This is a genomic window from Falsihalocynthiibacter sp. S25ZX9 (genome assembly GCF_041205405.1).
In the GTDB taxonomy this organism is placed as follows: domain Bacteria; phylum Pseudomonadota; class Alphaproteobacteria; order Rhodobacterales; family Rhodobacteraceae; genus Falsihalocynthiibacter; species Falsihalocynthiibacter arcticus.
Genome location: NZ_JBGFCD010000010.1, coordinates 24,295 through 48,961 on the forward strand (window position 1 = coordinate 24,295; position 24,667 = coordinate 48,961).

The following is a 24,667-nucleotide window of genomic DNA, read 5'->3' on the forward strand; positions in this document are numbered from 1 at the left end:
GTTCCCACAGAGCAAAAAAATGTTAGAGCGCGTACATTATGGCAAAGAAATCTGACGTCGGCCAAAAATTCAACATTTTGATCATCGGACAAAATGGACGTCTCGTCTATGAAGCCTTGCTTTTTGTAGCCAGCCTGCGCGCGAGTTCGCCGAACTTCAATGGACGCGTTTTTGTCGCCGAACCCCAGCCATCGGAGCTTTGGCGCGGACAAGACCCCCGCATGCCCTCCGATATCCACGACGCGCTTACAGATATGGGGGCGGAAATCCTGCCGTTTGAGAACCAATATTTTGGCAAAGCCTATCCCAATGGCAATAAAATCGAAGCGCTGCTTGCGATGCCCAAGGGCGAGAATTTCGTCTTTTTCGACACCGATACTTTGGTGACCGGCCCCTTGGATGAGATCGAATTTGACTTTGATCGCCCGTCCGCTTCGATGAAGCGTGAAGGAACGTGGCCCGAACAAGAGCTCTACGGCCCCGGATATACCCAGACGTGGAAATCCCTCTATGATCGCTTTGGTCTTGAATTTGAAAGCACGCTCGATCTCTCGCAACCCGACGAATACTGGGAGCGCTACCTCTATTTTAACGCTGGATGGTTCTACTTTCGCTGCCCGCATGAATTCGGCACCCGCTTCCTCGAATATGCCCTCGAAATTCGCGACAACGCCCCAGAGGAGCTTGTGTGTCAGCCGCTCACCCCGTGGCTCGATCAAGTCGCGCTCCCCTTGGTCATTCACTCCTTTGGTGGCGGTCGCCCCTCTCCGTCGGTCAGCAAACTGGATGGTGAAACGAGTTGCCACTACAGGTTTCTCCCCCTCCTTTATGCACGCGAACCTGAACGGACCCTCGAAATTCTTGAGGCCGTAGCAGCCCCCAATAAGCTTAAAAAACGTCTAAAACTCTATGACCCGATCAAGCGCATGATCTATCAGGGGCGCGGACGCAAAGCCCGCGCGCTTTTTGATCAAGACAACCTACCGCGCCGCGAAAAAGTGATCCGAAACACCCTTCGGCGCGAGGGATTTTGGATGCGCTAGGGACGAAGTTTCCCTCAAGGCCAATTAAGGCATTGAGGCGACCCAGAGTATTGCTTAACCTTCTGGAGATTTTCATCAGGAGGTTCCAATGAGTGACGTAAAAACCCTCGGTTTTGACACCCAACAAATTCACGCGGGCGCACACCCCGATCCCGCGACGGGCGCACGCCAGACACCTATTTACCAAACGACGGCTTATGTTTTTCGCGATGCGGATCACGCCGCCGCGTTGTTTAACCTGCAAGAAGTCGGATATATTTACTCCCGCCTAACCAACCCCACCGTCGCAGTTCTGCAAGAACGTATCGCAACCCTTGAGGGTGGCATTGGCGGTGTTTGCTGCTCCTCAGGTCACGCAGCCCAGATCATGGCGCTCTTTCCCCTGATGCAACCGGGCTTGAATGTGGTCGTCAGCACCCGTCTTTACGGTGGCACAATCACGCAATTCAGCCACACGATCAAACGTTTCGGATGGTCAGCCACATTTGTTGATTTTGACGATGAGGCCGCGGTTGCAGCGGCAATCGACGAAAACACCCGCGCCATTTTCTGTGAAAGCATCGCAAATCCGGGCGGCTATATCACCGATATTCCGGCCATTGCGAAAATCGCCGACGCGGCAGGTATTCCGTTGATCGTCGACAATACATCCGCGACGCCATATCTCTGCAATCCAATCGCCCTTGGGGCCACATTGGTTGTGCATTCCACCACGAAATACCTCACCGGCAATGGCACGGTCACGGGCGGTTGCGTTGTGGATTCGGGCAATTTTGATTGGGGTGCTAACGATAAATTCCCGTCGCTGTCCCAGCCAGAACCCGCGTACCACGGCCTCGTGTTCAAAGACACATTTGGCCCGATGGCCTATACATTCCACGGTATTGCCATTGGTTTACGCGACCTTGGCATGACCATGAACCCGCAAGCCGCCCACTATACTTTGATGGGTACCGAGACGCTTTCACTGCGCATGCAACGCCACGTCGAGAACGCGCTTGAACTGGCGACATGGCTCGAAAAAGACCCCAGAGTTGACTATGTGACCTATGCGGGCCTGCCGTCGTCGCCCTACTATGGCCGCATTGAAACAGTCTGCCCCAAAGGTGCGGGAGGGCTCTTTACCATCGCGCTTAAAGGCGGCTATGACGCGTGCCTCAAGTTTGTGGACAGCCTCGAAATCTTTAGCCACGTCGCCAATCTTGGAGACACGCGCAGCTTGGTTATCCACTCTGCCTCGACAACCCACCGCCAATTGTCGCTAGAGCAGCAAGAAGCTGCGGGCGCTGCTCCAAATGTCGTGCGCCTCTCGATCGGAATTGAGGACGTCGCAGATTTGAAAGTTGACTTGGACCAAGCCCTTACCAAAGCAACGGCTTAACAAAATCGAGGGGGGTTCGCCCCCCTCATCCCCCAAAAACCGCTTCGCAATATGCCGTATTTTGCTATGGGCAAGAATACGCCTCCTCGGTAAAATTTGGCGCAATTGGGGGTGCCAAGATGACTCTAATATGTGGTAGATCAAGAGGATGAAGCCAAGTTTTGCCCTAAACCTTTCTCACGAAGGCATTCGCCTGTTCTCCCGCGCAACTGGGGGATGGCGACTCGTTGGTGAGACGGATCTCGACACGCCCGACCTCGCAGAAACGCTCGCCTATTTGCGCAACAAAGCAACCAAGCTTTCTGGCAGTGGTTTGAGCAGCAAACTCATTCTGCCAAACTCCCAAATCCTATTCACAAGCCTCACCGCACAAGGGCCAGATGACGCAAGCCGAGAGGCACAAATCCGTGAAGCCTTGCGCGATTTGACGCCCTATGATCCATCGGAACTCGTGTTTGATTGGCGTGTAGCAGGTGATATGGTGAATGTGGCCGCCGTGGCCAAAGAAACATTGCAAGAAGCCGAAGCCTTTGCCGTAGAGCATCGTTTCAACCCTGTTTCCTTTGTTGGGGATACGACGGATGCCAATTTCGAAGGGGAACCTTTCTTTGGGGCTACAGCCTTTTCATCCGCATTTCTTGACCAAGAAGATGCCGTTGAAAAAGACTTTGAAGCCTTTGTTATTTTAGACAAAATGCCCAACGGTAAAAACAAGATTTTCTCAGGAAAGCTACAGAAATCAGTCCTGTTGACACCTGCGGCTGAAGACAAAGTCAAGCCCACCGAAGAGCTTATGAGCGAGATACCGACGGAGATTTCCGCACCAGAAGTTACTCAGCAGACAGTAGCCGAAGACACAGTCCCAAGCGACGACATACCTGTAGTTGAACCCGAAATTTCCGATCCGGAAGCCTCGAAAGAGGACAAAATTTCGAGCAGTAAAAGGCGTTTATCGATTGCGCTAGGAACGCAGCCTGAAAGCGAGGAAGAAGCGAGCATCATCACACAAGTTGATCCGCAATTGGACACCTCAGAAGCGACTGAAAGCGACGAAGGCCCCTCTGATGACCTTGAATTTCAAAACGAGGAAGCCCCTGACACCACCAGCGTCCCCGACCTTGAGGCTTTCTTTTCGAGCATTGACGCGAAAAAACCTGTTTTAAACCAACAGACCCCCCCAATTCCCGCGCATTTATCCAAGGTGAAGGGCACATCCTCTGTGCCACCCTCAATCGCCGTGTCGCGCAAAGCACTCACAGCCGAGCGCAGTGATACAGGGGGCGCGGGCGAATTTGTGCACCGTCCTGTGGCTGCGCCAAAGATTCCCGACGGGATCGCCGCGCGCTTGAAAAACAACGGGGCGAAGCAAAGCGAAAAGCCCGCAAGCAAATCCCTAACGCAAACCGCAAGGGGACTTACGTCGTGGCGCAGAAAGTCACAGTCGGAAGACACCCAAACACCCCCCTTTGCCTCGACACGCGAGCCGACCGATATCGAGGCCAGCGAAACCCGTCAGAAGCCTTCGGACGCGGTCCTTTCTCCTGATCTCGTCGTCGTCACAAAATCAGAGCCTCTCCCCCTTCTTGCGCCCATCATTCCCACACCTGTTGTCAGCGAAAGCGCGAGCTCGGATCCAATTCCAAGTTTTGAGGAACGCTTGGCGCACGCCCATGTCACCTCAGCGGATATGGAATTGCCCGACAGCGAGCATTTAAGCGCAAGCCTTGGACATGAGGCACAACTCGCGCGTGACAACGACTTCAAACCCGCCGCAGTTCAGCCCCCATTGGACGTCACTGTATTTGGGGCACGAAAGAACAAAGCATCCTCATCGAAAACGCCACGCTTCCTGGGCCTTTTTCTCCTTTTGACGCTTCTTTTGGTCATGGGCATTGCCGTTCTTTGGTCTGTTATGGGACCGATTAAAGACGCGCGCATCAATATCGACTCCGATGTGGGAACCTTCACGGAATTCAACGCTCAAGCGCAAACATCAGCCCAAGAAGCGGCCCTGCCAGAAGACTCTGTTTTTGCAGCCTTTAACGCTGAGGCTGAAATTGAAGCTGAGGCCGACAATTTTGATCTCGAGCTGGAAATCCCATCGGATCAGACGCTGAGTATAGTAGAGCCAACGCGCCCTGCCCTGCTGACTGTGGCCGAAGCCGAAAAAACCTATAACGACTCTGGGATTTGGCAACGGTCGCCAGACCTCAAACCAGCGCCAGAGATTGAAGATACCGACCATCTCTATGTTCCGTCTCTTGATCCGGAAGTTGATTTGTCTGACCCAGTAGCGCTTCCGACAGCGGACGCCCTTCCAGATGACTCCCCCATTCCACAGCAACCGTCGCCCGCCCCTGCCGGAAGCACTTTTGCGCTTGGCGACAATGGTCTCGTTGTTCCTTCAGCGGATGGGACGATCAATCCCGACGGAATTTTGGTTTTTTCCGGTCCGCCTCCTAAACGCGCCGCGCCGCGCCCCGATACCGGCGACGTCCCCCAGACTACAGATTTGGCCCAGACCGAAATTGGCAATAAGCGCCCTTTGGCACGCCCAGAAAACCTAGCTGATCTGCGCGAAATCGCCCTCTTGGGGGGCCGCACACGAGAGCAGTTGGCCCGCCTTCGTCCGGCACCGCGCCCAGTGTCCGAACAAATCGCGGCACAAACCTCCCCCGAAGGCGTCGCTCTCAGCACAACAGCAACAGAGTTTGCCGTCAGCACCTCACGTATCCCAAAGACGCGACCGAACAACTTTGCCGCCCTTGTAGAGAAGGCTCGCGCCAACCCCAAGAACGTTGCTGAAAAAGAAACCGTTGTGGCAGCAGTGGCCGCAAAACCAAGCGCCGCGGCGACGGGGCCAAAAATTCCAACCCGCGCATCCGTCGCAAAAGAGGCAACACAAAAGAACATGATATCTCTGAGAAAAATCGCGCTAATTGGCGTTTACGGCACCCCGTCAAAACGCTCCGCCCTTGTGCGTATGGGCAATGGCAAAATAATCGAAGTCAGCGTAGGCGACCGTGTGGACGGCGGAAAAGTAGCGGCCATCGGCGCGGACGAAATCCGTTATGTCAAAGGTGGGCGCAATATATCATTAAAAATGCCGCCACGCGGTTAACACGCGTAGCGGCAAGACCGAAGATTATTCTGCGGCAACTCCCGCACCGTTTTTAGCGTCTTTTTCGGTATCAAGTTCGCCGTTATCGATTTGCTCTTGCTCGATGGATTCAAACAGCGCTTTGAAATTGCCCTCGCCAAACCCGTCGTCCCCTTTACGTTGAATGAATTCAAAGAAAATAGGACCGATCACTGTTTTTGAGAAAATCTGAAGCAGAATTTTCGTTTCACCACCATCTACAACGCCTTCGCCATCAATAAGAATGCCGTGTTTTTTCATGCGCTTAATCGGCTCGTCATGCCCGATAACACGATCCTTGGAGAGGGTGTAATATGTGTCCGGTGGTCCGGGCATGAATTTAAGCCCACGCTCTGCAATCGCATCAGTGGAAGCGTAAATATCATTCGAACCGACGGCAATATGCTGAATGCCTTCGCCTTTGTACTTCTTAAGATAGGCCACAATTTGCCCAGTTTCTCCTCGGTCCTCATTGATTGGAATGCGGATACGACCACAAGGCGACGTGAGAGCGCGGCTTAGCAGGCCCGTGTATTTCCCCGCGATGTCAAAGAAGCGAATTTGTTTGAAGCCGAAGATGCCGCTGTAGAAATTAAACCACGTATCCATATTGCCCTTGTGGACGTTATGGGTGAGGTGATCGAGGTAATAGAACCCAACGCCTTCAACAGGTTCTGTACGATGGAAAGTAAAATCTCCGTAGGCGGAGCCATAGTCGCCATAGGCGTCGATGAAATAGATGAGTGAGCCGCCAATCCCCACAATCGCAGGCACGTCGAGCGTTTTTGTGTCTGCATCAAACGGTGTTGCACCGGCGGAAATGGCGTGATCGTAGGCCTTCTGAGCATCAACAACCCGCCACCCCATAGAAGCGGCGCAGGGGCCATGTTCACTCACGAATTCCATCGCCATAGAGTCAGGTTCGGCGTTCAAAATATAGGTAATGTCACCTTGCTGCCAAAGTTCAATCGCTTTGGTTTTATGCGTGGCGGTGTGACTGTACCCCATCCGAGAGAATAGATCGCGTAACTCCTGCGGGTTCTCGTGGGCGAATTCGACAAACTCGAATCCATCTGTTCCAGCGGGGTTTTCTGCTGTTATTTTTGGGCGTGGGGCATCGTGAGGGAAAGGTCCCATTTTATATCTCCTGTGTGCGCTAAACACAGGCTATCTGCAGTATCGCGCGTAATGTGCGCGAAATGGCAACCTTAAGGGATTGATTCACACTTATATTGCAGAATAGAGTCTATTTATGAAGAAATCACGCACCTCGCTAGATCGAATGGATCTAAATATTCTCGGCGCCTTGCAACAGGACGCACGCCTCACGGCCCAAGAGTTGGCACAAAGACTCGGCCTGAGTGCCAGCCAAGTCGGGCGTCGCCGCCAGCGCCTCGAAACCGAAGGATATGTTCACCATTATACGGCGCGCCTTGATCCTGTCGCGCTTGGCCTATCTGTTCAGGCATTCATTGAGGTTTCCATGGCAACGCATGGAATCGAAAACGCGACCAGCTTCATGCGTCTCATCGGGACCTGCCGTGAGGTCACGTCAGCTTGGACTCTTACCGGTGCGGCTGACTATATGTTGCGGTGTTATTGCGAAGACCTTCCATCGCTCAATCGTTTAATCCACGAAGTGCTTCTGCCGCACCCTTCCGTCGCCCGTGTTCAAAGCCAAATCGTTATGGACCAATTCAAAATTGACGCACCCCTGCCACTTTGACGTCCGAAAATCACTTTTCCTCGCGAATTGAACTACACCTCCCGTGCAACTCCCCTTAAGGTCATCCCTATGGAAAGTTTCCTATTTCAAGCAACTATTTACCTCGGGATCGCTGTGATTGCCGTGCCGATTGCAATGCGATTTGGGCTAGGCTCGGTGTTGGGGTATCTTCTGGCGGGGATCATAATCGGCCCGATGCTCGGGTTCGTGGGCACCGAGACACAAAGCCTTCAACATTTCGCCGAATTTGGCGTCGTCATGATGATGTTCCTCATCGGCCTTGAGCTTGAGCCGCGCGCGCTTTGGGCTATGCGGCACCGCCTCATTGGGCTTGGTGGCTTGCAGCTGGTGCTCACGACGGGGGGCATCACGGCAATTGCGCTGTATTTCCAACTTCCTTGGCCGCAAGCACTGGCCGTCGGCCTTACGCTTGCCCTCTCTTCAACAGCCATCGTTTTGCAAACTTTAAACGAGAAAAACCTGATGCAAACGAACGGGGGGCGGGCGTCCTTTTCTGTGCTTCTGGCCCAAGATATCGCCGTAATCCCCATTCTCGCGCTTCTCCCCCTTCTCGCACTCACAGGAGTGTATAATGAGCCAGCTGCTGCGCAAATTGCGAGCGAGCACGGCCCCAAATTCGGCCCGTTTGAGCCTATCAACACTTGGTTCTCGGCCCTCTCACCTTTTGGCACGACCTTTGTGACAATCACGGTAATTCTCCTGATCATACTTGGGGGGGCCTATCTTACCCGTCCGCTGTTTCGGTTTATCCATTCCGCACATTTGCCGGAATTATACACCGCGCTTTCCCTTGTGATTGTCGTGTTCATCGCGGCCGTTATGTTGTTGATCGGCCTCTCGCCGGCTCTTGGGACCTTTTTGGCGGGAATGGTTTTGGCAAACTCTGAATTCCGCCATCAACTCGAAAGCGATATCGCGCCCTTCAAAGGATTACTCCTTGGCCTCTTTTTTATCACTGTCGGTGCAGGCATCAACTTTGCGCTGTTGATCGGGAACCCCATACAAATCCTCGGCTTTGCCATAATGCTGCTGGCCTTTAAATTTTTGGTTCTTTTTGTCATTGGTTTTGCGTTCAAATTGAAAGGCCCTGACCAATGGTTGTTTTCACTGGGCCTCGCTCAAGCCGGTGAGTTCGGTTTTGTACTGGCGTCCTTTTCGCTCACCCAAAACATCATTCCGCGCGACTTAAGCGAGAAGATCCTCCTGATTATCGCGCTTTCGATGCTTCTCTCGCCTCTCCTGTTTCTCCTGTACGAGTTTCTGGCACAGCGTTCAAAAAAAGAAACCAAGGCGCACCAGAAGGAAGATGAAATAGACGAGCAGAACCCCATTATTATTGCGGGAATCGGACGGTTTGGGCAGGTCGTAACACGGCTGGTTCAATCTGCGGGCTTCAAAACAACGGTTCTGGACCACGATCTTGCCACTGTTGAGGTGATGCGAAAATTCGGCTTTAAAGGGTTCTTTGGCGATCCGACACGCCCCGAGGTCCTCAATGCTGCAGGCTTCGCAAAGGCACGCGTTTTGGTGGTAGCCCTCGATGACCCTGAAGCCGCCCTGCGCCTTGTAACCTACGCACGCAGCAAACGCCCCGACATCCATATCATTGCGCGCGCACGCGATCGCGGAGACGTATATCGCCTTTATGCCGCGGGTGCGAACGATATCGTGCGCGAACTTTTTGACAGTTCTCTTCGCGCGGGTCGCTATGTTTTAGAGAACGTTGGCCTCTCCAAATACGAAGCCGCAGAAGCCGAACAGACATTCAAAACGCACGACCGTATTGCCGTCCGCGAACTTGCGGCTCTTTATGATCCACGGGTCCCGTTTGGCGAGAATCCCGCATATATCGAGCGCTCCAAGGAATTCGCCAAAGACCTCGAAGCTGCCCTTTTGGCAATCCGGAAATCCTCTGAAAATTAGTCGTTAGAAACCCCCGCCTCTGCGAAGGTGGACATGCCCGAGTGACAGGCCACGGCACCAATCAAAACCCCAATAGCCAAGGCCGCGCCCGACCCTTCTCCAAGACGAAGCCCAAGATCAAGCAACGGTTCTTTGCCAAGTTTTTTCAAGACAGCCCCGTGCGCGCCTTCGGCTGAGACGTGTCCCGCAACAGCATGGTCAAGTACATTTGCATTCAACGCGTGCAAAACTGCCGCCGCAGAGCAGCAGATAAACCCATCCAAAATGACTGGAATTCCTTCGATCCGCGCTCGTGCTATGGCGCCTGCCATTGCGGCGATTTCACGCCCCCCAAGGCAACGCAGCACCTCAAGGGGAGCACCAAGGGCGCTGGAATGTAGGGCAAGCCCCGCGTTGACTACGGAAATTTTCGCAGCCAAGGCCAAGTCATCCACACCGGTTCCGCGCCCGGTCCAGTCCTCACCTTGTCCACCAAAGATCGCCGCCAGAATTGCGCTGGCAGAGGTTGTATTGCCAATGCCCATTTCACCTGTCACCAGAAGGTCCGTGGCAGGATCGACCGCGTTCCAGCCAACCGTCAAGGCCTCAACGACCTCTGCTTCGCTCATCGCCGGAGCCGTCGTGAAATCTGCTGTTGGTGTATCCAACGAAAGTGCATGCACAGTCATCTTCGCGCCAAACGCTTTGGAAAGCTGATTGATCGCCGCGCCACCGTGCTCAAAATTCATCACCATTTGCGCCGTAACTTCGGGCGGAAAAGCTGACACGCCTTGGGCGGCAACACCATGGTTTCCCGCAAAAATCACCACCTGTGGCGCTTGAATCGAAGGGCGGTCTGTTCCACGCCAGCCAGCGTACCAAATGGCAAGGTCTTCGAGGCGCCCTAACGCTTGCGGGGGTTTGGTGAGTTGGGCATTACGCGCCCGCGCGGCTAAAACGACTTCAGGATCTGCAGATTTGGCGTCGGCGAGCACCTTTTCAAACTCGGCCAAAGTGGAAAATGGTGCGCTCATATTGTTATCCTTTATTGCGGTACGTGCCAGCAGTGAGTACCCTAGCTTTGAGATTGTATAGCGACAGAAAGGGCATGAAGATGCCTCAAAACGACACGCCCCTCATGCAAGTCACAGATATTCCAATTGCCCTTGGCATATTAAGCCGCTTCCCCGTCGAAGTAAGCCAAGAAGCCGCGCAGAAACGAGCGGCCTCGGCGGCATGGGCCTATCCAATTGCAGGCGCGGCGATTGGTTTTGCTGCGGTTCTCGCTGGATGGGCGGCAATGGCATTTGGTCTGCCGAATGTGGCGGTCGCTGGGGTGGTTTTGGCGACACTCATTATGGTGACAGGCGCAATGCACGAAGACGGGCTTGCGGATACATTTGACGGGCTTTGGGGAGGGCATACACGCGAACGACGCCTCGAAATCATGAAGGATAGCCACGTTGGTGCCTATGGTGTTTTGGCGCTTGCCGTGTCTGGTTTGGTTCGGTTCGGGTTGATTTTATCCTTGATCGCATCTGGGCATCTCTGGGCCATCATCGCGACCTGTGCAGTGAGCCGTGCGCCCATGGCCTTGCTGATGGCCAAAATGGAACCAGCGCGCAGTATGGGCCTTTCCCACAGTGTTGGGCGTCCACGCCTAGAAACCGCTTTACTTGCCGTTTTGATCGCGCTTTTGATCGGCTTTCTCTTCTTAGGCGGCACAATTTTACATGGCGTATTGCTCGCGGCAATCGCAGTTGGCGCTTTGGCGTGGATCGCTGAGAAAAAGATTGGCGGTCAAACGGGCGACATTTTGGGCACTTCGCAGCAACTGACGGAAATTGCGTTTCTCGCAGCCGTCGTCTCGGCCCTCCCCGCATAGAAAAACGCGCCCAACTTTCATTGAGCGCGTTCTCTAAAATCGTATTTGAAGCTTAGGCTGCGGCAGGTGCGCGCGAATCCAAAACGTCGTTGATCTGTTGCTGTGCGAGGTCTTCGCCCTCACCAGAAACAGCCGCAACTTCACGGGTCAAACGCTCTAGCGCCGCCTCATAAAGTTGACGCTCGGAATAGCTTTGCTCGCGTTGATCATCTGTGCGGTGAAGGTCGCGCACAACTTCAGCAATGGCCAACAAGTCGCCGGAATTGATTTTCTGTTCGTACTCTTGTGCACGGCGCGACCACATCGCGCGTTTCACCTTGGCTTTGCCCTTTAGGATACGCATGCAATGGGCAACGGTATCCGCAGACGCAAGCGAACGCATACCGACTTCGATCGCCTTATGGGTCGGCACCCGCAGTGTCATTTTATCTTTGGCAAAGGAAATCACGAAAAGCTCAAGCACGATGCCTGCGATTTCTTGCTCTTCAACATTCACAATCTGGCCAACACCATGCGCAGGATAAACAACGAATTCGTTGGGGCGAAAGTCTAGTTTTTTAGATTTGCTCATTCAGCACTCTTCCTTGTTTTGAGACAGCGCAAGGGATGCATCCGCGGACTTGGACAAAGCCACGTTCGGTCTGCACCTCTCAGAAGAAAAAGGCCCGCGCACGGTCTGTGCTAAGCGGGCAGCTTCGGGACACTGTCTGTATCTACTCGCCTACTATATCAGAAAATCAACCTATAGGAAAGTTACGTCAGCATAGGTTTGCACAACCCCCTAAAATCATGGGGGATTTCACAAAAACTCTCAAATTTAGGGCCGTTTTCTGAGCCCAAAATAGGCCAAAAAACGAATCACTCTTAGCTGCCTTCGCCGGGCTTCTCTGAGAAGTACTTCTCAAGTTTTCCGTCTTCTCCATCGCGCTCTTCCGCATCGGGGAGCTGGTCTTTCTTGGCGATGATCACAGGCCAAAGTTCCGAATACTTGCGGTTAAACTCAACCCATTTTTCTGTATCTGGCTCGGTATCGGGACGGATCGCATCCGCTGGGCACTCAGGCTCGCAAACGCCGCAATCGATGCATTCGTCTGGATGAATCACCAGCATATTTTCCCCTTCGTAGAAGCAATCTACGGGGCAAACCTCGACACAGTCGGTATATTTGCAAGCGATACAGGCGTCGTTGACGATATAGGTCATGCGGGAACTCGTTTGTTTGTTTCGACGCCCTAGCTATTCTAGCTCGCGTGATCTTTCAAGCATTTGACGTCGGGAAAGAATGCTTTTGCGCCGTTCCTTTTTGGTAGGCCGCGCTTTTCCCTCGTATTTCGGTTTAGCTGGAACAGTTTTCTGCTCGTAGGGCGCTTTGGGATCGGGCGGTGGCGAATGATCCTCATATAGTCCTTGCGCTTCGGGTGCTGGCCCGCGTCGAACCGACATTTGCATCACGCGCACGATCCGAACGCGGTCTCCTTGCGGAAAGGTTAGCGTATCCCCGAGGGCGACAACGTAGCTCGACTTAGTTATTTTCGCTCCATTCACCCGCAAATGCCCGCCGGTCACGAGTTTGCTCGCTAGCCCGCGCGTTTTAAAGAATCGCGCGTGCCAGAGCCATTTATCAACCCGAAGTTTGGGCGGGAGTTCACTCATAGATTATTTTTTATCTTTCAACCCCATGAGGGCCATTGCGAAGGGATTGTCGGGATCAATCGGCTTCTCTTTTTTAGGAGGTCGTGCTTGGAAGTTTTTGCTGCCTTGAGGGGCTGGCTTTCCACCTTTTGGCCCACCGCGTTTTGCGTCAGGTTTACGTCCTTGTGGCTTGCCCCGAGTACCTTCAGCCGCATCCTTTTGTGGACGACGATTGTTTGGCCGAGGCTTCGGTGCCCATGTAAACGTATAGAAAGCCTCCATTTCAGGAGCTTCGACGCCTGCATCTGGAGCTTTCGCCTCTTCTGCGTTTTCTTCCGCAGAAACGGCCTCTAACGGGGCCGTATCCTCTGGAACTGCAGTTGTTGCATCTTCGGTCGCAACCACTTCTGGCGCTTCTGGTTCAACCGCGGCCACAACGGGGACCGCTTTAATTTTGCTGCGCTCGCCCTTTTCGGCTTTATAGCCAAGGCCGACCATCAGCTTGGAGAATTGCTCCAAAGTCATGCCCGTAATCGACAACATGTCAGGATTGGCTTCAAAACCGGAACGACTGTTTTGTGTACGCAGTAGGTCTGCCAAGCGTTCCAACATATCAATACGAATGGCTCGGTCGCCCGCGTTCCGATATCCCGCCATCATATCAGCGCCCAATGGAGCCGAAGTGTCGGTCGGAATTGTCACAAGACCCGGAGGGGGGCTTTCGGGAAATTCTGCCAAATCTTTGGCCAACGACCAAAGAACCAGACGCAAACGTGTCGCGGCAGGCTTAAGCAAGAGCGGCATAAAGATCGTAAACTGACCGAAACGAATGCCGTGCTTGCGCAGCGCGCCACGGGCGTCCTGATCAAGGTCTTTCACTTCCGTGGCCACTTGATCGCGCGAAATAATGCCGAAATCTTCGACCATCCGGAAGGCGAAACCACGGGCCATCCCTGTGAGGGCTTCATCGCGGCTCATCGCCAGCAAGGGTTCAAACAAGGTCGCAACCTTGCGGTCGATAAAATGCTGTAGGCGGCGTGTAACCTTTTGGATCACATCGGGGCCAGCTTCTTCGTCAACAAAGGCAACGACCAAAGGCTTGAGGGGGTCCGATCCGACGACCAATTTTCCTAGCGCAAGTTCGCCCCACATAAGGCCGCCTTGCTCGGTGAAATCGATCTCCGTATCTGGAGCGTTATAAAAACGATCTGCACGCAAATGGAACTCTGGGGCCAGTGCTTGCAGGCTTGCTGCCCGCAGTGTTTTGGCCTCTTCAGAGCTAGCGCTCTTATCTTGGCTGAACTGAAATCCTTCTAGCTTACCGACGAATTCGCCCTCAACTAGAACTTCACCTTTATCGTTTACGTCGGCCACTAGGCCCTCCTTCTGCTTCAACCGCCGCAACAAAACACTTGTCCGCCGGTCAACAAATCGTTGTGTGAGCGCCCCATGGAGCGCGTCTGATAATCGGTCTTCTACAGCGCGCGTCGCTTCTCGCCAATGGGTTTCGTCGTCAAGCCACCCGCTACGCTGAGAAACATAAGTCCATGTGCGGATAAACGCCAATCTTTTAGATAAAACATCGATATCACCGTCCGTTTTATCGATCCGTTTGACCTGTCTGGCGAACCAATCGTCTGGCACACGGTTGAATTCCTGCAAGAATCGAAACAATTGCTCCAAAAGTCCTGCATGCTCATCGTGGCTGATTCCCCTAAAATCGGGAACACGGCAAACATCCCAAAGGCGTTTAACATCGCCAGCAGAAACAATTTTATCGCTCACAATCGGCATCGCCGTCAGTGTTTTGAGGGTGCGCAGATCGTCCGCTTCGCGCGCTTTTACCAAACGTTCGTCATTTGGCGCGACTTCAAGGCTTCGAATCAAGGCGTCGCTGGTACCAAATTCCAGCCGAGAATTACGCCAGTTTAGCTTTTTAATGGGGGCGAAACGGTGGTTCATTATGGCATCGGCCAAACCTTCCTCAAGCGGAGCAGCATCGCCCGTTACGCCAAAGCTACCATGGCTCATGTGCCGCCCTGCCCGCCCTGCAATCTGGGCCAACTCATTGGGCATCAAAGGCCGCATACGCCGCCCGTCAAACTTATCTGTGGCCGAAAACGCCACGTGGTTGATATCAAGGTTGAGCCCCATCCCAATGGCATCCGTCGCCACCAGATAATCCACTTCACCGTTTTGATACATCTCGACTTGGGCATTGCGGGTGCGCGGACTAAGCCCGCCCGTCACAACGGCCGCTCCACCTTTTTGCCGACGCAGAAGTTCCGCGATTGCATAGAGATTTTCCACCGAAAACCCAACGATCGCCGAGCGCCCCGGCATCCGCGCGATCTTTTTACTGCCCGCGTAAGTCAGCTCCGAAAGCCGTTCGCGCCTTATAAAATCCACATCCCCCAAGAGATCGGCAATTGCGCTGCGCATCGTGTCCGACCCCATAAACAGGGTTTCGTGCAAGCCACGGGCGCGCAGCAATCGGTCGGTAAAAATATGGCCTCGCTCGGGATCGGCGCAAAGCTGAATTTCATCAACCGCAAGGAAATCACAGCCCATTCCCTCGGGCATCGCTTCAACCGTACAGACCCAATATTGCGCGCGCGGCGGCACAATACGCTCCTCGCCCGTCACCAAAGCCACGACGGATGGCCCGCGCAGAGCGACAATCTTGTCGTAAACTTCGCGCGCCAAAAGGCGCAACGGCAGGCCAATCACACCAGTTCGATGTGCCAGCATACGTTCGATTGCATAGTGAGTTTTGCCCGTATTCGTTGGGCCTAGGATCGCCTTGATCCGCGGCGCATTCGCCATGTAAATCAGCCCTTAAAGGTTGGTCCCGCCGACTGATGCACTCAAGCGCGCAATGGCTTTTGCGACCTGCGGTTGGTTGGGGTGTATTAAGGCAACCTGCTGATAGACCTCAAGCGCTTGTTTGGGTTTACCCGAATCCTCCAAGATTCGCGCCAGTCCAATGATCGCGCCAAAGTGGCGTGGCTCTAACGATAGGACCGTTGCGATGTCCGAAACCGACGGCCCATACATACCTAGATTAAAATACGTCGTCGCCCGCCCATTATACCCTTCGGCAAAATCGGGTGCGTGGTCGGTGAGCGCCGTAAAATGTTCCACGGCCACTTCCAAATCCCCTTGTGAAAGAGCCGCATAACCGCGTTCTAGCAAGAAATTCATCGACTCCGAGCCGGATTCCCTGAAAAGAGCGCGGATTTGATCTTCGGTCTTTTCCCAGTTTTCGTTTTGCGGGTCTGCGAGGTCTGCGAAAAGCACATCCAAATCGACATCCTGCGCCTGCGCGGCTTGCCCGCCAGCCCATAAAATGACTGTCGCAAGAAGAAATGCCGTAACGATACGATTGAGAAAGGGGTTTAAAGCGCTCATAACAAATGCAACTGTAGCCGAAAGGTTGGGAAAAGCGACCCCCAAACCTTCACGTTTTTAGGAGAATCTAAATGAGCGAAATAATCACTGCTGCCGTCGGCGTTTTGTCTGAGAAAATCAAATCCTTCGATGGGACTGCAAAGTTCATGGTCGAAGGCGAAGGCGGCATTGTCATCGACGCGGACGGCGTGCGTGCGGGCGACGACGACACGGATGTTACTTTGTCGGCGGATGTCGAAACGTTTCAGGCCATTCTCGACGGCAGCTTGAACCCCACAACGGCCTTTATGACGGGCAAACTTTCTATGGACGGTGACATGGCAACCGCCATCAAACTCGGTGCAGAATTGTCCTAAGCCATGAAAACTGCCCCCTTTTATGACGATATAGTCGGCGCCGCAGACCCAGGAGACGCCACATGGTGGATGACTTCTGACGGTGCGCGGATTCGATTGGGCGTTTGGAACCAAGATGCGCCCATGGGAACGGTCCTGATCTTCCCAGGGCGCACGGAATACATCGAAAAATACGCGCCAACGGCCACGGTTTTGGGCGCGCGCGGCTATTCGGCTTTGGTCGTTGATTGGCGGGGACAAGGCCTCGCAGATCGGGATGCACCTGATCGCCTCCTTGGTCATGTTGAAGATTTTCAGGACTATCAACTCGATGTCGCGGCCATGGTGGCCGCAGCCAAAGAAATGTCCCTTCCCGAGCCGTATTATCTACTGGGGCATTCGATGGGCGGATGTATCGCTCTGCGCGCGCTTTCAAATGGTCTTGATGTCAAAGCGGTATGTTTAACGGGGCCAATGTGGGGGATCAATGTCCCGCCAAGGATGCGCCTTCCCGCGTGGGTTTTGGGTGCGGTTGCGCATCAGGTCGGCAAGGGGAAAACCCTAAGTCCGGGGACAAATATTCAGACCTATGTCCTTACGGAACCCTATGCGGACAATATGCTGACAAGTGATCGGCCAACCTACGAATGGCTTAAATCCCAAGTCGTTGCGCATCCTGAATTGGCTCTCGGCGGACCGTCGCTTGGCTGGCTCATCGAAGGGTTGCGAGAGTGTCGCGATCTCGCAAAACTGCCCTCGCCCAATGTTCCTTGCCTGACGTTTCTCGGAACAAATGAGCGCGTCGTTCGCGCAGGTGCCATTGGAAAACGCATGGCGCATTGGCCGAACGGACGTTTAGAAATAGTCGCGAAAGCCGAGCACGAAATCCTCTTTGAAACACCCGAAACATTAGATCGTGTAACCGACATGATGTGTGAGTTTTTTGGTGAGAATACTTAGCCCGCGCCCTTTCTAAATAAAATCCCGCGCGATTTTCCTGTGGCTTGGGGTGTTTTTACCTTTGCGCGCCCCCATACCCCTTGAACCGCCCCCCTCCGAAGGCCTATGTCTAGAGGGCAATTATTGAGGTTTTTCATGCGTTTTTCCCGTCCTATGCCCGTCTTCGATGCGACCCCTTCCACAGGGGAGGCCGCCGATTTCGGCGACCTGCCAGAATGGAACCTCGACGATCTTTACACCAGTGAAGACGCACCCGAATTGACCCGAGATATGGCTTGGCTTGAGACGGCCTGCGCCGATTTCGCCGCGGCCTACGAAGGTAAACTCGCCGATCTGGATGCCGCTGGAATGCTTGCTTGCGTTCACGCCTATGAGGCAATTGACCTGATCGCAGGCCGCATCATGTCATTTGCGGGCTTACGGTATTATCAGATCACAACCGATAGTGATCGCGCGAAATTCATGTCCGACACCCAAGAAAAAGTAACCGTTTTCACGACTCCGCTGGTTTTCTATAGCCTTGAGTTGAACCGCCTTGAAGACGAATCCTTGGCAAACATGTTTGCCGAAAATGCCGATTTGAAACGCTACAAGCCGATTTTTGATCGTCAACGCGCAATGAAGCCGCACCAATTATCCGACGAGTTGGAAAAATTCCTGCACGATCAATCAACCGTTGGTGCCGCCGCGTGGAACCGTTTGTTCGACGAAACAATCGCCGGCTTACAATTCACTATTGACGGCGAAGACATGAACCTCGAAGCCGTTCTCAACCTTCTGACCGACCAAGACCGTGCAAAACGCGAAGTGGCGAACTTTGAATTGGCCCGTGTTTTTGAAGAGAACATCAAAATATTCTCTCGCGTTCACAATACATTGGCCAAAGAAAAAGAAATTGATGATCGCTGGCGCAAAATGCCCTCGCCCCAGACGGCGCGGCATTTGTCGAACCATGTAGAACCAGAAGTTGTCGAGGCCCTGCGCAATGCGGTTGTGGCCGCCTATCCAAAACTCTCGCATCGCTATTATGCCCTCAAGGCAAAATGGCTTGGCCTTGAGACAATGCAAACTTGGGACCGCAACGCGCCTCTCCCCAAAAAAGACGAGAAAACCGTCGATTGGCAAGAAGCCAAAGACACTGTGATGGAAGCCTACGCGGGTTTTGACCCTAGAATGGCCAAGATCGCCGCGCCGTTTTTCTCCGAAGGTTGGATTGATGCAGCGGTCAAACCGGGCAAAGCGCCCGGGGCCTTCGCGCATCCAACGGTCACAAATGTGCATCCCTATGTCATGCTCAACTACCTTGGGAAGCCGCGCGACGTGATGACGCTAGCGCATGAACTTGGCCACGGCGTGCACCAAGTTTTGGCTGCGGAACAGGGCGAGCTTTTGTCCTCCACCCCCCTCACATTGGCCGAAACCGCCAGTGTTTTTGGCGAGATGCTGACCTTCCAAGCGATGCTCGCTAAGGCCACCACCAAAGAAGAGCGCAAAGTCCTGCTTGCGGGTAAAGTTGAGGATATGATCAACACGGTCGTGCGCCAAATCGCGTTTTACGACTTTGAATGCAAACTCCACGCGGCCCGCGCCGAAGGTGAACTCACCCCTGAAGACATCAACGCGCTTTGGATGTCAGTACAGGCCGAGAGCCTCGGACCTATCTTTGAATTCACACCGGGTTATGCCACGTTCTGGGCCTATGTCCCGCACTTCGTGCACTCGCCGTTCTATGTCTATGCCTATGCCTTTGGTGATGGCCTCGTGAACGCGCTTTACGCCGTCTACGCCGAGGGCGGCGAAGACTTCCAAGAGAAATATTTTGATATGTTGAAGGCGGGCGGCTCCAAGCACCACTCAGAACTGCTCGCTCCCTTCGGACTTGACGCCTCCGACCCCAAATTCTGGGACAAAGGTCTGTCGATGATTTCCGGCATGATCGACGAACTTGAAGCGATGGAGGACTAAATGCGCGTCACCCTCCCCGCTTTCACCCTCCTCGCATTGGCGCCCTTCGGTGCCTTTGCGGAACCATCTATGGTCGGTCAATGGAGTTGTGAAAACTACTCCGAGACCAACCAAATCATGGGAACCGTCGCCTATTACAATAATGGCACGAGCGAAGGCAGCTTTGACGCCACAATTGTCGGAAGCGACGCAACTGTCGAATTGATCGGGACTTATCGCGCGGATTGGAAACAGGAAAAATCGCTCCTTGTCGAAACAATGACGTCGGTTGATGTCCAAGACCTCTTGATCAACGGCCAAAGCTACATGGATACGCCCACCGAAACAGAATTTGAAAATGCCATGTTGGCGGAGGGGGCAACCACGTCGCAAATTATAGATTCGAGCGAAGTTATGGTTGTACTCCAAGATACCGACGGCAATATTTCTTCCTGTAGTTTGTTTTAAAATACTTTTCACATCACGTGTTTAGCAATTCTCATTGTTTATTCGCTCATATGAAATAGACTTTTCCGAAAACAACGAGGGTTCCTATGCGCGGTATTAAACGACTCCTGAAAATTGTTCTCGCCATCCTTGTTGTTGGCCTTGGGGCTTTGCTCACTTTTGGACCGGGCTATTTGGAAAGCAATTTGAATACGGTCGAGGCTCACGCGCCCTACCCCGTCACGCCTGATGCCCAAGCGTTACACGACAGCCTCGTGATCGGTGATTGGCACGCCGATACGTTGCTTTGGAACCGCAGCTTGCTTGAACGTGGCGACCGTGGCCATGTGGATGTCCCGCGCCTGCAGGAAGGCAACGTCGCCCTTCAGGTTTTTACCACGGTCACCAAAAGCCCCGCAGGGTTAAACTACGAAGAGAATTCCACCTCTGCGCGCGACAATATCACCCTCTTGGCTTATGCGCAGTTATGGCCACGCGCCGCATGGGACAGCCTGCTTGAACGGGCGCTGTATCAGGCAAGTCGTTTGCATAAATACGCAGACAAAGCTCCCGATGACTTAACGATTATCACCACGCGTAGCGAACTCGACAGCCTGTTGGAAAAGCGTGCCGCAGGGGCAAAAACCGTGGGCGCATTGCTCGGCACCGAAGGGGCGCATCCTTTAGAGGGTAAAATCCAAAACATCGCCGCCCTCGAAGCCGCAGGGTTTCGGATGATCTCGTTACAGCATTTCTTTGATAACGCCGCTGGGGGCTCGCTCCATGGCACAGCAGACGCAGGGCTGACCGATTTTGGCCGCGAAGTTGTCGCCCAAGTCCAAGCCCGCAACATGGTTTTGGACGTGTCCCATTCAAGCCAACAAGTCATTCGCGATGTGCTCGAAATTACTGAAATGCCCATCGTTGTAAGCCATACAGGTATCTTCAGCAACTGCCAGATCAAGCGCAATATCCCCGACGACCTCATCCAAGCCGTTGCTGCAAAAGGCGGCACGATTGCGATTGGCTATTGGAAAGACGTCACTTGCGACGATACTCCAATGGGCGTCGCAAAAACCATCAAGGCGGCGATTGACCTCGTAGGTACAGATTATGTGTCTCTTGGTTCGGATTTTGACGGTGCCGTGGGCACCGCCTTTGATACATCCGAATTGGCCGCGCTGACGCAAGCGCTCCTCGACTTAGAGATTTCTGAAACCGATATCCGCAAAGTTATGGGCGAGAACATGGTGCGCGTGTTGCGCGCCCGCCTCGCCCCCTAGGCTACTTTTTCGCTTTTGCAAAGATCTGATCCATCATGGATTGGGCCTTTTTGCTATCTTCCAGCGTGTATGGATAGGCGGAACCGGTGCCAACGGATTGAGCAAAGTTTTCGACTTGAAGCACATATTGGTTCAGCCCCGGATAACGCGACACAGTTTCGCCCGCTTCATTAGACAGCCAAACTTGCGCCTCTCCGGCGACATTGGCATTGAAAGGTGTCGTCACGCGGATTTTCCCTTTGTCTCCAAGGAATAGCATTTCTTGATGTGGCGCGAGGCGCATCGAAACCATGCCCGAATAGGTAAATCCTTCGAACTGCGCCTGAACATCGGTAAACACATCCACGCCCCCCTCCTCACGCATTGAAACGGCCGTAATTTCGGGCAGGTTTGCGCCCGTCGCGAAAAGGGTACTGGCATAGATGTATACGCCAATATCACGCGCCGCGCCGCCGCCAAATTCCGCAAGATTGCGGATATTGTCGGTCGCGGACTCGTTGTTGTAACAAAACTGACCACTCACATGACGTAGGGTACCAATATCTCCTGCAGCGATCCGGTCCCTGACCTCAATCCACTGCGGGTGATGTGCAATCATAAAGGCTTCGGCGGCGACAAGGCCCGTTTGATCGCGCAGGGCTATAAGGTCGTCGATCTCATTCGCTTCAAGCGCAACTGGCTTTTCGCACAACACGTGCTTCCCCGCCTGAAGAGCTTTTTTTGTCCATGCCACATGGAGATGATTGGGCAACGGAATGTAAACGGCATCGATATTTGGCGAGGCCAACAAAGCATCGTAATCGCCAAAGACCTCAAGCGACGGGCAGAATGCCTGAAATGGCGCGGCCTTGGCTGCATTTGACGTTGCCAAGGCTACAAGTTCGTTTCCTTTGGCTGCGTGAATTGCGGGTGCCATGAATCTTTCTGCGAAATTTGACGCTCCCAGAATTCCCCAACGTAAAATGTTGCTCATATGAAGCGCTCCCTATAAATTTTTGCTAAGTTACCATGTTGTCCACGTTGCGCAATACGCGTCAGCGACACAGAAAAAGGGCCCCGATCAACGGAGCCCTTTCTAAAAATTTCGATTGAAAGCCTTAGGACGGAACCAATAGGCCTTTGTCTTTGGCGGTCTCACGCATCCGCTCTTGAAGCTTCTCGAACGCACGCACCTCAATTTGGCGTACCCGCTCGCGGCTCACATTATATTGGCCCGACAGCTCTTCCAACGTCACCGCTTTGTCTGTCAAGCGGCGCTGTGTAAGGATATCTTTTTCGCGGTCATTCAAAACGTCCATAGCTTCGGTCAAAAGCTCGCGACGAATCGTCAATTCGTCATTCGCTTCATAGTCGCCCGCTTGGTCGGCATCGTCATCTTGGAGCCAATCCTGCCATTGTGTTGTGGTGTCCCCGTCGCTGCCGATCACGGCATTGAGCGACGCATCCCCACCGGAAAGCCGGCGGTTCATCGAGACAACTTCAGCCTCGGTCACACTCAGATCATGGGCGATACGCGCCACATGCTCGGGGCGCAAATCGCCGTCTTCAAGGGCACCAATACGGGCTTTCGCCTTGCGCAGATTAAAGAACAGCTTCTTTTGCGCGCTAGTTGTACCCAATTTAACGAGGGACCAACTGCGCAGCACATATTCTTGAATGCTGGCGCGGATCCACCACATGGCATAGGTCGCCAGACGGAACCCCTTCTCGGGATCAAAACGCTTCACAGCCTGCATCAAGCCTACATTCGCCTCAGAGACGACCTCGGCTTGTGGCAAGCCATAGCCCCGATACCCCATGGCGATTTTCGCCGCGAGACGCAGGTGGCTTGTGACCATCTTATGCGCGGCTTCGCTGTCTTGGTCCTCGACCCAGCGTTTGGCCAGCATATATTCTTCCTCGGGTTCCAGCATTGGAAACTTGCGGATGTCCCGAAGGTAATGACTCAGACCTTGTTCCGGTGTTGCGGCCGGTAGGTTTTTAAAATTGCTCATTTTTCTGCCCCCTGTTTGTTATGTTTAGACAGTTAACATTCAGATAATTACGTTCGTACTAAGTTCAAGTGGCAAAGGCACATGGAAGACCTAATAATGCGTTGATCTTAACCAAATATGAGCGCCACCCACAGTAAATTATTGGGAAATCACAGCTAAGTGCGAGTCTGAAACAATCCTATGGGAGTGCGTCAATATCCCCGCCAAGGGCTTGAATCAGGCCAACCATATCCGCAGGCATCGGCGCTTTGAACTGCATTTTTTCCTTGGTTACGGGATGTACGAAGCCAAGAGTTGCCGCATGAAGGGCCTGACGCGAGAAGGCACGAACGGCCTCGACACCACCAACGCCCACAACTTTCTCCGACAGTTTGCGTCTACCACCATAAGTCGGATCGCCAATCAAACTGTGCCCTGCATGCGCCATGTGTACGCGAATTTGGTGGGTGCGGCCCGTTTCAAGCCAACATTCAATCAGTGACGCCACCGCAGGTATCCCCAAAGGCATAACAATCCGACTGCGGGTCACCGCGTGACGTCCACCATGGAACAACACCGCCTGACGTTGGCGATCATTTTTATGACGCGCCAAATGCGTAGTGATCTTCATAATATTACCGGATTCAAAATTGACGCCTTTGACGCCCCGTACGCGCGGATCATTCGCATCGGGCATGCCGTATACAACCGCGTGATAGTGGCGCACAACAGTGTGTGCCGCGAACTGTTTTGCGAGACTGTGGTGCGCCACATCCGATTTTGCTGCCACCAAAAGGCCGCTGGTTTCTTTGTCGATCCGGTGCACAATACCAGGCCGCTTCTGGCCGCCAACACCCGAAAGCGTATCGCCACAGTGAAACATCAGCGCGTTCACAAGCGTGCCATTCGGCGATCCGGGTGCGGGATGCACCACCATGCCGACGGGCTTATTTACAATAATGAGATCGTCGTCCTCAAAAACCACCTCAAGCGGGATATCTTCAGGGAGGATATGGCTTTCGGCAGCAAAAGGAACTGTGATTTCAAAGACATCCCCTTCGCTTACCTTCGCCCGAGGGTCGGTTTGCACCGTGCCGTTTTGTTTGATCGCGCCTTCTTCGAGCAATTTCGCCATACGCGACCGACTCAAAGAGGCTTCTACTGGTACGTCACGCGAAAGCGCTTTATCAAGGCGTTTAGGGGGATCAGCAGCGATCACCACAGATACAACGGAGAGTGCGGACATGAATGAGGCTCCTGAAACGGAAATCGAACTTCCGGCCAACCTAAAATTTCTGCGCGTCTTGGTTACAATACTGACGGCAACGATGATTGCAGGGCTTGTAGTGGTGATTGTTCTGCTTGTCACCCGTTTCCCTGATAAGGAAACACTTTCAGGTACGAATTCAAGCATTCTACCCAGCGAAATTACGTTGCCCGAGGGCGTCGTTGCTCGCGCCTTTACGCAGGGAAGTGACTGGTATGCCATTGTCACGGATCAAGACCAAATCCTAATCTATGACCGTGACAAACAAACCTTACGCCAAACAATCACTTTGCAAAACAACTGACCCAAAGCGGATAG

Annotated in this window: 22 protein-coding genes; 12 read left to right on the forward strand and 10 right to left on the reverse strand. The window is 53.5% G+C overall.

Features of this window, described 5'->3' with window-relative positions:
* The first annotated feature begins 38 nt into the window (after positions 1-38).
* From AB9F29_RS12345 to AB9F29_RS12355, 3 genes are all read left to right on the forward strand, one after another.
* Complete coding sequence (locus tag AB9F29_RS12345) at positions 39-1,043, forward strand: hypothetical protein (RefSeq protein WP_369755887.1); 1,005 nt, start codon at positions 39-41, stop codon at positions 1,041-1,043.
* Between the two features lie 88 nt (positions 1,044-1,131).
* Positions 1,132-2,424, forward strand: coding sequence for an O-acetylhomoserine aminocarboxypropyltransferase/cysteine synthase family protein (locus tag AB9F29_RS12350; RefSeq protein WP_369755888.1), 1,293 nt, complete (start codon positions 1,132-1,134; stop codon positions 2,422-2,424).
* A 148-nt stretch (positions 2,425-2,572) separates the two neighbouring features.
* Positions 2,573-5,545, forward strand: a complete 2,973-nt coding sequence (locus tag AB9F29_RS12355) for a hypothetical protein (RefSeq protein ID WP_369755889.1) — start codon at positions 2,573-2,575, stop codon at positions 5,543-5,545.
* Between the two features lie 24 nt (positions 5,546-5,569).
* On the opposite strand, the gene hppD is transcribed toward AB9F29_RS12355, so the two are convergent.
* The gene (gene hppD, locus AB9F29_RS12360) at positions 5,570-6,700 is read right to left on the reverse strand and encodes a 4-hydroxyphenylpyruvate dioxygenase (RefSeq protein ID WP_369755890.1); all 1,131 of its coding nucleotides are present in this window, start codon (positions 6,698-6,700) and stop codon (positions 5,570-5,572) included.
* A gap of 115 nt (positions 6,701-6,815) precedes the next feature.
* On the opposite strand from hppD, the gene AB9F29_RS12365 reads away from it, so the two are divergent.
* Positions 6,816-7,289 carry an Lrp/AsnC family transcriptional regulator gene (locus tag AB9F29_RS12365; protein WP_369755891.1) on the forward strand — a complete coding sequence of 158 codons (474 nt, stop codon included), beginning with the start codon at positions 6,816-6,818 and terminating at the stop codon, positions 7,287-7,289.
* A gap of 69 nt (positions 7,290-7,358) precedes the next feature.
* Positions 7,359-9,233 (forward strand): cation:proton antiporter, encoded by a 1,875-nt coding sequence (locus AB9F29_RS12370; protein ID WP_335585710.1) that lies wholly within the window; start codon positions 7,359-7,361, stop codon positions 9,231-9,233.
* On the opposite strand, the gene cobT is transcribed toward AB9F29_RS12370, so the two are convergent.
* Positions 9,230-10,246, reverse strand: coding sequence for a nicotinate-nucleotide--dimethylbenzimidazole phosphoribosyltransferase (cobT, locus tag AB9F29_RS12375; protein WP_369755892.1), 1,017 nt, complete (start codon positions 10,244-10,246; stop codon positions 9,230-9,232). The genes AB9F29_RS12370 and cobT overlap by 4 nt on opposite strands.
* Positions 10,247-10,320: 74 nt before the next feature.
* On the opposite strand from cobT, the gene AB9F29_RS12380 reads away from it, so the two are divergent.
* Complete coding sequence (locus tag AB9F29_RS12380) at positions 10,321-11,097, forward strand: adenosylcobinamide-GDP ribazoletransferase (RefSeq protein WP_369755893.1); 777 nt, start codon at positions 10,321-10,323, stop codon at positions 11,095-11,097.
* A 52-nt stretch (positions 11,098-11,149) separates the two neighbouring features.
* Here the strand turns inward: AB9F29_RS12380 and AB9F29_RS12385 are convergent, their stop codons facing one another.
* The 5 genes from AB9F29_RS12385 to AB9F29_RS12405 all read right to left on the reverse strand — a co-directional run bounded on the left by AB9F29_RS12385 (position 11,150) and on the right by AB9F29_RS12405 (position 16,140).
* Positions 11,150-11,668, reverse strand: a complete 519-nt coding sequence (locus AB9F29_RS12385) for a CarD family transcriptional regulator (protein ID WP_039001046.1) — start codon at positions 11,666-11,668, stop codon at positions 11,150-11,152.
* 293 nt (positions 11,669-11,961) lie between these two features.
* Complete coding sequence (fdxA, locus tag AB9F29_RS12390; protein ID WP_039001047.1) at positions 11,962-12,300, reverse strand: ferredoxin FdxA; 339 nt, start codon at positions 12,298-12,300, stop codon at positions 11,962-11,964.
* A 33-nt stretch (positions 12,301-12,333) separates the two neighbouring features.
* Positions 12,334-12,750, reverse strand: coding sequence for an RNA-binding S4 domain-containing protein (locus AB9F29_RS12395; RefSeq protein ID WP_335585713.1), 417 nt, complete (start codon positions 12,748-12,750; stop codon positions 12,334-12,336).
* A 3-nt stretch (positions 12,751-12,753) separates the two neighbouring features.
* Complete coding sequence (locus AB9F29_RS12400; RefSeq protein ID WP_369755894.1) at positions 12,754-15,555, reverse strand: helicase-related protein; 2,802 nt, start codon at positions 15,553-15,555, stop codon at positions 12,754-12,756.
* Between the two features lie 12 nt (positions 15,556-15,567).
* On the reverse strand, positions 15,568-16,140 hold the full coding sequence (locus tag AB9F29_RS12405; RefSeq protein ID WP_369755895.1) for a tetratricopeptide repeat protein: 573 nt from the start codon (positions 16,138-16,140) through the stop codon (positions 15,568-15,570).
* 71 nt (positions 16,141-16,211) lie between these two features.
* Between AB9F29_RS12405 and AB9F29_RS12410 the strand changes: the two genes are divergently transcribed.
* From AB9F29_RS12410 to AB9F29_RS12430, 5 genes are all read left to right on the forward strand, one after another.
* Positions 16,212-16,496: an SCP2 sterol-binding domain-containing protein gene (locus AB9F29_RS12410; protein WP_039001050.1), complete on the forward strand. Its 285-nt coding sequence runs from the start codon at positions 16,212-16,214 to the stop codon at positions 16,494-16,496.
* Positions 16,497-16,499: 3 nt separating this feature from the next.
* Entirely contained in the window at positions 16,500-17,435 is a 936-nt protein-coding gene (locus AB9F29_RS12415; protein WP_369755896.1) for an alpha/beta fold hydrolase, read from the forward strand.
* Between the two features lie 135 nt (positions 17,436-17,570).
* Positions 17,571-19,400: a M3 family oligoendopeptidase gene (locus tag AB9F29_RS12420; protein WP_369755897.1), complete on the forward strand. Its 1,830-nt coding sequence runs from the start codon at positions 17,571-17,573 to the stop codon at positions 19,398-19,400.
* Entirely contained in the window at positions 19,401-19,847 is a 447-nt protein-coding gene (locus tag AB9F29_RS12425) for a hypothetical protein (protein ID WP_369755898.1), read from the forward strand. It begins immediately after the preceding gene.
* 86 nt (positions 19,848-19,933) lie between these two features.
* On the forward strand, positions 19,934-21,109 hold the full coding sequence (locus AB9F29_RS12430) for a dipeptidase (protein ID WP_369755899.1): 1,176 nt from the start codon (positions 19,934-19,936) through the stop codon (positions 21,107-21,109).
* Between the two features lies 1 nt (position 21,110).
* Here the strand turns inward: AB9F29_RS12430 and AB9F29_RS12435 are convergent, their stop codons facing one another.
* From AB9F29_RS12435 to AB9F29_RS12445, 3 genes are all read right to left on the reverse strand, one after another.
* The gene (locus AB9F29_RS12435; protein ID WP_369755900.1) at positions 21,111-22,082 is read right to left on the reverse strand and encodes a Gfo/Idh/MocA family protein; all 972 of its coding nucleotides are present in this window, start codon (positions 22,080-22,082) and stop codon (positions 21,111-21,113) included.
* Positions 22,083-22,206: 124 nt separating this feature from the next.
* Positions 22,207-23,103 (reverse strand): RNA polymerase sigma factor RpoH, encoded by an 897-nt coding sequence (rpoH, locus tag AB9F29_RS12440; RefSeq protein WP_039001056.1) that lies wholly within the window; start codon positions 23,101-23,103, stop codon positions 22,207-22,209.
* 178 nt (positions 23,104-23,281) lie between these two features.
* Positions 23,282-24,328: an RluA family pseudouridine synthase gene (locus tag AB9F29_RS12445; protein WP_369755901.1), complete on the reverse strand. Its 1,047-nt coding sequence runs from the start codon at positions 24,326-24,328 to the stop codon at positions 23,282-23,284.
* Between AB9F29_RS12445 and AB9F29_RS12450 the strand changes: the two genes are divergently transcribed.
* Positions 24,327-24,653, forward strand: coding sequence for a DUF6476 family protein (locus AB9F29_RS12450; protein ID WP_369755902.1), 327 nt, complete (start codon positions 24,327-24,329; stop codon positions 24,651-24,653). The genes AB9F29_RS12445 and AB9F29_RS12450 overlap by 2 nt on opposite strands.
* Positions 24,654-24,667: the final 14 nt, after the last annotated feature.